Genomic DNA, 8,855 nt, shown 5'->3' with positions numbered 1-8,855 from the left:
ACGACGGCGAGGATGCGGTGGCCGTGGCGTTGGGCGTCGGAGAGCCGTTCGACCAGGAGCAGGCCCACGCCCTCGGACCAGGACGTGCCGTCGGCACCCGCCGCGAACGACTTCGCCCGCCCGTCGGGGGCCAGCCCGCGCTGGCGGCTGAACTCCACGAACGACGCCGGGGTCGCCAGCACCGACACGCCGCCGGCCAGGGCCAGGTCGCACTCGCCGCTGCGCAGGGCCTGGACGGCCAGGTGCAGCGCCACCAGCGACGACGAGCACGCGGTGTCCAGCGAGATCGCGGGACCCTCGAAACCGTACGTGTAGGACAACCGCCCGGACAGGATGCTCGCCGAGTTGCCGACGATCAGATAGCCCTCAAGGCTCTCGTTCCCGGCGACGAGCGTCCCGTAGTCGCGGTCGTGGGTGCCCGTGAACACGCCGGTGCGGCTGCCGCGCAGCGACTCCGGGTCGATGCCCGCGTTCTCGAACGTCTCCCAACTGGTCTCCAGCAGCAGCCGCTGCTGCGGATCCATCGCCAGCGCCTCCCGCGGGCTGATCCCGAAGAAGTCCGCGTCGAACAGCGGGGCGTCGTGCAGGAACCCACCGGTGCGGACGTACGACGTGCCGGGGTGCTCGGGGTCGGGGTCGTACAGGGCGTCGAGGTCCCAACCCCGGTCGGTGGGGAACTCGGTGATCGCGTCGCGGCCGTCGGCCACCAGCTGCCACAGGTCCTCCGGGGACCGGACGCCGCCCGGGTAGCGGCAGCCCATCCCGACGATCACGATCGGCTCGTCGTCGACCGGCTCCACCGACAGCGGCACGGCCATGACGTCCTGCGTGCCGAGCAGCTCGGACCGTAGGTGCGCGGCCATGGCGGTGGCGGTCGGGTAGTCGAACAGCAGCGTCGCGGGCAGCGCCAGCTGCGTCGCTTCCTGGAGACGGTTGCGCAGCCCGACCGCCGTGAGCGAGTCGAACCCCAGCTCCTGTAGCGGCCGGGTCGCAGCGATCGAGCCCGGGTTCTCGTGGCCGAGAACGGCGGCGATCTGGGTCAGGACCAGGTCGAGGACGATTCGCGTCTGCTCCGTCTCCGGCCTGCCGCGCAGCTGACGGCCCAGCGCGGGACCGCCGACGCCGGTGGGGGCGGCCGGGGCCGGAACGAGGTCCCGGAACACCGTCGGCAGGGTCATCGACCGGGCATGCCGGCGCAGCTCGGCCTGGTCGAGTGCGATGGGGAGCAACCCGGGGTGCCGGCCGTCCGCCAGGCCCAGGTCCAGCACGGCGAGCAGGTGTGCGGCGGGCACCGTCAAAAGACCGTGGCGGGACTCGCGGACCGGATCGGTGTCGTCCGGTCCGCGCCACGGTCCCCAGCCGACGCTGAGGGCGGCGAGTCCACGCGCGCGCCGGTGCCGGGCGAGGGCGTCGAGGAACGCGCCGGCCGCCGCACGGTCGCCGCCACCGGGCGTGCCCAGGATCCCCCCGGCGGGGCCGAGCAGCACGAACGCGCGCAGGTCGATGCCCTCGGCGAGGTCGTGCAGGTGCCAGGCGAGGGCGGACTGAAGACGCGGGTCCGCCCCGGCGTCGTCCGCAGCGCCACCGGCCGGCGGGCCGTCGCCCGCGTCGCCGACGAACACCACGGCGGTCGGCGGATGCTCCGGCGCGACGGCGGCGAGCAGGGCCGCGACTCCGGCCCGGTCGCTGACCTCCTCTGGTACGACCGTCACGGTCACGCCGGAGGCGGTCAGCTCGGCGGTGTCCAGGGCGGCGGCACCCGGCGCCCGGCCCAGCACGAGCTGCCGGATCCCGTACCCGGCGGTGAGCTGCCGGACGACCGGGCCGGCGGGTCCGTCGCCGCCGAGCAGGACGACCACCGAGCCCGCGGGGTCGAGCGGCGGCTCGGCCGAGGACCCGGCGGTGTCGACCGGCACCCGGGAGAGCCGGGCGGCGAACAGCGTGCTGCCCCGGACGGCGAGCTGGTCCTCCCTGGCGGCGAGCGCGGCCCGCAGCGAGCTGACGGTGAGCCCGTCCTCGGTGTCGACCAGCGCTACCCGCCCCGGGTGTTCGCCCTGCAGCGAACGGAACGCCCCCCACAGGGCGGCCTGCCCGAGGTCACGGACGTCCTCCCCGGCGGCCGTGGCGACCGCGCCCCGGGTCACGACGACCAGCCGGGACGCGCCGAACCGTTCGTCGGCCAGCCAGCGTCGCGCGCTGTCGGCGAGCGCGGTGACCTGCCCGGCCACCGTCGGATACGGCTCCGGCCCGCCCTGCGGCGTCGCGACGACCACCGCCCCGGGGACCGTGCTCTCCTCCCCGACGGCACCCGTCAACGCGGCGAGGTCGGGGTGCCGGTCACCGGGCAGCCCACCGAGCGTGTCGTCGTCGCCGATGAGCGCCCACCGGGTCTCGTCCGCCGCCGGGGCCGCCGCCAGCGACACCCAGTCGAGCCGGTACGCGACGTCGGCCGGGCGCAGCTCGGCGGCCGTCAGCGGGCGGCGGACGACCGCGCCGATCGTGGCCACCACCGCGTTGGAGGCGTCGCTGAGCTGCACCGATGCCCGGTCCGGCCCGGTGCGGGTGAGCGCGACCCGAAGCTCGCGCACCCCGGGCCGGGCGACGGCGACGTCCTCCCAGCCGGCCGCCGTCCACGGCGGCTCCGCCGGCTCACCGGCCGCCACCAGGGCGACCTGCAACAGCCGGGGGTCGAGAAGATAGCCGCCCGGGGCGTCGTCGGGCAGGCGCACCTCGGCGTATCCGCTGTCGCCGGACCGCCACGCCGCCACCAGGCCGGCGAGGAACCCGTCGCTGTCGCGACCGAGACCGGCGAGCCGGTCCGCCAGGTCGCCGACGTCCACGGGGGTCGCGCCGTCCGGCGGCCACGGGATCGCCGTACCCGGATCCGCGCCGGCCCCGACGGCCAGGACCGCGGTGGCGCACCGGGTCCAGGGCTGGTCGGACTGGTCGCCAACCCGGGAATGGACGGTGACCCAGGCGCGCGCCGGATCCTCGTCCGGGGCCACCGTGACGTGCAGCCGGGTGGGCGCGTCCCCGGGCAGCGGGAGCAGCCGCTCGACGGTGAGCTGCTCGATCCGGTCGAAGCCGGCTTCCGCGCCCGCGGCCAGCACCAGATCCGGGAAGGCCGTGTCGGGCAGCACGGCGACGTCGTGCACGCGGTGCGCGGCGAGCCAGGGGTGGGCGGCGACCGTGATCTCACCGGTGAGGATGCGGCCGGCGTCGTCCGGCAGCTCCATGGAGTTGCCGATGAGCGGATGCCGGCGGTGGTCACCGCGCCCGCCCGAGCCGCCGACGGGATGCAGCCAGTACGTCCGGCGCTGGAACGGATACGTGGGCAACTCGACCCGCTTGGCGGGCCCGAAGAACGCCGCCCAGTCGACTTGTACCCCGTGGCTGTGCAGCCGCCCGAGGCCGGTGACGAGTTCGGTGACCTCCGGCCGGTCCCGGCGCATCAGCGGCACGAACGCGGCGTCGGCGGTGGTTTCGGGCCCCGCCGTGGACAGCACCGCGTCGGGTCCCAGCTCGACGAACGTGGTGACGCCACGGGAGCGCAGGGCGCGCACCGCGTCCGCGAAGCGGACCGTCGCCATGACGTGGCGTACCCAGTACTCCGCCGTCGCCCACGCCGTGGACGGCTCCCCGGTGACGGTGGAGACGACGGGGATGGTGGGCGCGTCGTACGAGAGCCCCTCGGCGACCGCGCGGAACCGGTCCAGCATGGGCTCCATCAGGGGCGAGTGGAACGCGTGCGACACCCGCAGCTCGGTGGTCCTGCGCCCGAGCGCGGCGAAGTGCGCGGCGACGGCGGCGACGGCGTCGTGGTCCCCGGACACCACAAGCGACTGCGGGCCGTTGATCGCGGCGATCTCCACAGGCCCGGACAGCACGGGCCGCACCTCGTCGGGCGTGGCCCGCACGGCGGCCATCGCGCCGCCCTCGGGCAGGGCCTGCATCAGCTGCCCCCGGGCGGCCACCAGGGTCGCCGCGTCGGCCAGGGAGAGCACCCCGGCGACGTGGGCGGCCGCGATCTCGCCGACGGAGTGCCCGGCCAGGAAGTCCGGCCGCACGCCCCACGACTCGGCCAGCCGGAACAGCGCCACCTCGATCGCGAAGAGCAGCGCCTGGGCGTACTCGGTGCGCTGCACCGCGTCCGTGTCGGTGCCCCACACGACGTCCCGGAGCGGGACGTCGTAGTGGTTGTCGAGTTCGGCGAGGACGGCGTCGAGGCACCGGGCGAAGGACGGGAAACGCTCGTACAGCTCACGGCCCATGCCGAGCCGCTGGGCGCCCTGCCCGGTGAACAGGAACGCGACCTTGCCCTCGACGGCCCGCACGGGTGCCGTCGCGGCGTCCGCCACCGCGTCCAGAGCGGCGGCGAGCCCGGCGCGATCGTCGCCGACGACGACGGCCCGGTAGGTGAGCGCGGCGCGGTCGGTCGCCAGCGCCCGCCCGGCGGCGGCGAGGTCCCCGTCGGGCAGCGTGTCGAGAAAGGCCCGCAGCGCGGCGGCGTGTGCGCGCAGCGCCTCCGGGCTCCGGCCGGACAGCGCCCACGGCACCGGCGCCGTGACCCCGTCGCTGGCCGGGGCCTCCGCGGTGACCGGGGGTGCTTGTTCGAGGATGACGTGGGCGTTGGTGCCGCTGATGCCGAAGGAGGAGACGGCGGCGCGGCGGGGTCTTCCGTGGTCGGGCCATTCCTGGGTGTCGGTGAGGAGTTGGATGTTGCCGGTGGTCCAGTCGACGTGGGGGGTGGGCGCGTCGACGTGGAGGGTCTTCGGCAGGATCCCGTGCCGCATGGCCTGCACCATCTTGATGATGCCGGCGGTTCCGGCGGCGGCCTGGGTGTGGCCGATGTTGGACTTGATGGAGCCGAGCCAGAGGGGTTGGTCGCGGTCCTGGCCGTAGGTGGCCAGCAGCGCCTCCGCCTCGATCGGGTCGCCCAGCGTGGTGCCGGTGCCGTGCGCCTCCATGACGTCGACATCCGCCGGAGCGAGGCGGGCCTCGGCCAACACCTGGCGGATCAGCCGCTCCTGGGACGGGCCGTTGGGTGCGGTGAGGCCGTTGGACGCGCCGTCCTGGTTGACGGCGGAGCCGCGGACGACGGCGAGGATGCGGTGGCCGTGGCGTTGGGCGTCGGAGAGCCGTTCGACCAGCAGCAGGCCGACGCCTTCGCTCCACGCCGCGCCGTCGGCGCTCGCGGCGAACGACTTGGACCGTCCGTCGGGGGCGAGGCCGCGCTGGCGGCTGAACTCGGTGAAGGCGGCCGGGGTGGCCATGACGGTGACGCCGCCGGCCAGGGCGAGGTCGCACTCGCCGTTGCGCAGGGCCTGGACGGCGAGGTGCAGCGCCACCAGCGACGACGAGCACGCCGTGTCGACCGAGATGGCCGGGCCCTCGAAGCCGAACGCGTAGGACACCCGGCCCGAGGCGAGGCTGCCCGCGCTGCCGGTGCCCAGATACCCCTCGAAACCGTCGGGTGAGGTCTCCGCCAGGCGGTTGCCGTAGTCGTCGTACATGACGCCGGTGAAGACGCCGGTGTGGGTGCCGCGCAGGGTGGTGGGGTCGATGCCGGCGTTTTCGAGTGTTTCCCAGGCGGTTTCGAGCAGGAGGCGTTGTTGGGGGTCGGTGGCGAGGGCTTCGCGGGGGCTCATGCCGAAGAAGTCGCGGTCGAAGTGGGCGGCGTCGTAGAGGAAGCCGCCGTGGCGGGTGTAGCTGGTGCCGGGGTGGTCGGGGTCGGGGTGGTAGAGGGTGTCGAGGTTCCAGCCGCGGTCGGTGGGGAAGTCGCCGATGGCGTCGGTGCCGTCGAGGACGAGTTGCCACAGGTCGTGGGGGGAGCGGATGCCGCCGGGGTAGCGGCAGCCCATTCCCACGATCACCACCGGCTCGCTGCCCCGGGACTCCAGCTCCCGCAGGCGGGCCCGCGTCGTCTGGAGGTCTGCGGTCACCCGCTTGAGGTACTCCCGCAGCTTCTCTTCGATGTTCATCGCATCCGATCCCATGTCAGGCCGTGCCCAGCTGGTTGTCGATCAGGTCGAAGATCTCGTCGTCGGTGGCCGAGGCGATCTCGGTGGCCGCGGAGCCGTTCTGCGGGCCCGCGCCGCCGTGCGCGGTGAGCAGCCGGCGCAACCGGGCGGTGATCTCCTCTCGGGCATCCTCGGGCGACGTGCGCAGCGCCTTCTCGATCCGGTCGAGCTCGTCGTGCACGGTGGCGTCCGCCGGTTCCTGCGGCTCGGCCCGGTCCGGCTCGCTCTCCGACATGCGTTCACCGAGATAGCCCGTGAGCGCGCGGAGGTTGGGATAGTTGAACGCCAGCGTCGCCGGCAGGCGAAGACCGACGGTCGCGCTGAGGCGGTTGCGGAACTCGACGGCGATCAGCGAGTCGAACCCGAGGTCCTTGAGCGCGCCGTCCGGGTCGATCTCCTCGGGCGCCTCGTGCCGCAACGCCGCCGCCGCGTGGGTGCGGACCAGGTCGAGCAGCAGGGTGTCGCGTTCGTTCGCCGGGGCCGCGGCGAACCGGCTCCGCCAGTCGTACGCGCCGTCGGTGGCCGCCCGGGGCGGCGTCCACGGCACGAGTTCGCGGAACAGGGGCGGCAGATCGCCCTGCACGGCGCGCCGGCGCAGTGCCGCCCGGTCCACCGGAGCGACGACGAGGTGGGCGTGACCGGCGCCGGACAGGGTGGCGTCGAAGAGGGCCAGGGCCTCCTGCGTGGACATCGGCTGGAAGCCGCTGGTGTGGAGCCGGTCGAGGTCCGCCGCGGCGAGGCCGCTGGTGAGCTCGCTGGCGTCGCTCCACAATCCCCATCCGAGGCTGGCGGCGGGAAGGCCGCGCGAACGCCGGTGGTGGGCCAGAGCGTCGAGGAAGCTGTTCGCGGCGGCGTAGTTGGCCTGTCCCGGGGAGCCGACCGTCGCCGCCGCCGAGGAGAACAGCACGAACGCGGCTAGGTCCAGGCCGGTGGTCAGCTCGTGCAGGTGCCAGGCGGCGTCGACCTTGGCGGCCAGCACGGTGCCGAGCTGCCCTTCGGTCAGCTGGGTCACGGTGGCGTCCGCGAGCACGCCGGCGGTGTGTACCACGGCCGTGAGCGGATGATCGGCGGGAACGGCCGCCAGGGTGGCGACGAGACCGTCGCGGTCGGTGACGTCGCAGGCCGCGATTCCGACCTCGGCCCCGAGACCGGTCAACTCGTGGCGTAGCTGTTCCGCGCCGGGGGCGTCGAGACCACGGCGGCTGACCAGCAGCAGACGGCGCGCGCCGTGGTGGGTGATCAACCGGCGGGCGACGTGGGCGCCGAGGGTCCCGGTGCCCCCCGTGATCAGGACGGTCCCGTCCGGATCGAGCGAGACGTCGGAGCCGGTGGACGCGTCGGGCGCGAGCCGGGGCGTCAGCCGGTGACCGTCCCGGACGGCTACCTGCGGCTCGCCGGTGGCGGCGGCGTCGAGGTCCTCCCTGGCGAGGCGGGTGCCGTCGTGGTCGAGCAGCACGAAGCGATCGGGATGCTCGGTCTGCGCGGAGCGCACGAAGCCCCAGACGGCGGCGGCGGGCAGGTCGGTGACCGGATCGTCGGGCCCGGTGGAGACGGCGCCCCGGGTCAGGAAGATCAGGCGCGTGTCGGCCAGCGGGTCCCGTTCGAGCCACCCCCGCACCAGTACGCGGGCACGCTCGACCAACGTGTGGGCCGACGTCACCGGATCGGCGTCGTCGGCGCCGAGGCTCACCACCGCCCACGCCGGAACCTCGGCGCCGGTGGCCAGCGTGCGCGCCAACTCGTCGATCCCCGCAGCAGCCGGCAGCGACAGCGTCGAGGCGAGGTCCCCCGCCTCGCCGAGCACGACCGCGGGTGCTGCGGCGGCGTCCACCTCGGCGCGGGGCTGCTCGGTCCAGTGCACGGACAGCATCGCGGTACCGCGCCCCGTCAGCCTCCCGGCGTCGACCGGCCGGGTGGCCATCGCGTCGACGGTGAGAACCGGTCGGCCTTCGAGGTCGGCTACGGCCAGGGCGATCGTCGAGTCGTCCACGGGTGTCACGCGGGCGCGGAGCGTCCGCGGACCCGAGGCGTGCAGGCTGATGCCGGACCAGGAGAACGGCAGCGCCAGGCCGCCCGGTTCGCCGGCAGGGTCCTCGTCCAGCCCGGCGAGGAGGCGTACGTGCAGCGCGGCGTCGAGCAGCGCGGGATGGATGCCGAAGCCGGTCTCGTGGAGTCCGTCGGTCAGTTCCACCTCCGCGTACAGCGCGTCGCCGTCGCGCCACGCGCCCCGCAGCCCCTGGAAGGCCGAGCCATAGTCGTATCCCTGCTCGGCGAGCCGCCGATACAGGTCCGTGACGGGCAGCGCGACAGCCGTGGCCGGCACCGTCAGCGGAGCGGGTACGGCCGCGGCCTCCGGCGACAGCAGGCCGGTCGCGTTGCGGACCCACTCCCCGTCGTGCCGCGAGTGGATCGTGAAGGCCCGTCGGTCGGTGTCGTCGGGCGCGTTCACCTGGATCTGCACGTCGATGGCGCGGTTCGTGGGCAGCAGGAGCGGCTGGTCCAGGACCAGGTCCTCGGCCCGGGCGCAGCCCACCTCCGCCCCCGCGCGCAGGGCCATGTCGAGCAGGCCCGTGGCGGGCAGCAGGACGGCGCCGAGGACGGCGTGGTCGGCCAGCCACGGCTGGGCGTTCACCGAGATCTGCCCGGTCAGCAGCGTGGCGTCGTTGCCGGGAAGGTCGAGAGCGCCGCCGAGCAACGGATGCCCGGTGGCCGCGCGGCCGAAGCCGGCGCTGTCGGGTGTCGGGTGTAGCCAGTAGTGGTGGTGTTGGAAGGGGTAGGTGGGGAGGTGGGGGGTGGTGTGTGGGGTGGGTGTGGGTTGGTGGGGGTGGAGTCCGG

1 protein-coding gene and 1 pseudogene are annotated in these 8,855 nt (G+C 74.6%); both read right to left on the bottom strand.

The window, feature by feature from the left end; translation table 11 throughout:
- A pseudogene (locus tag ACFYWL_RS30775) lies at window positions 1-5,981 on the bottom strand (beta-ketoacyl synthase N-terminal-like domain-containing protein); the annotation flags it as partial.
- 16 nt (window positions 5,982-5,997) lie between these two features.
- A partial coding sequence (locus ACFYWL_RS30770) for a type I polyketide synthase (protein ID WP_386980203.1) occupies window positions 5,998-8,855 on the bottom strand: 2,858 nt, incomplete at its 5' end.

Origin of the sequence: Micromonospora sp. NPDC002575 (genome assembly GCF_042889525.1) — a bacterium.
Lineage (GTDB): Bacteria > Actinomycetota > Actinomycetes > Mycobacteriales > Micromonosporaceae > Micromonospora > Micromonospora carbonacea.
Note: the sequence above shows the minus strand (reverse complement) of the source record. Positions and strands in the feature narration are given on the sequence as shown.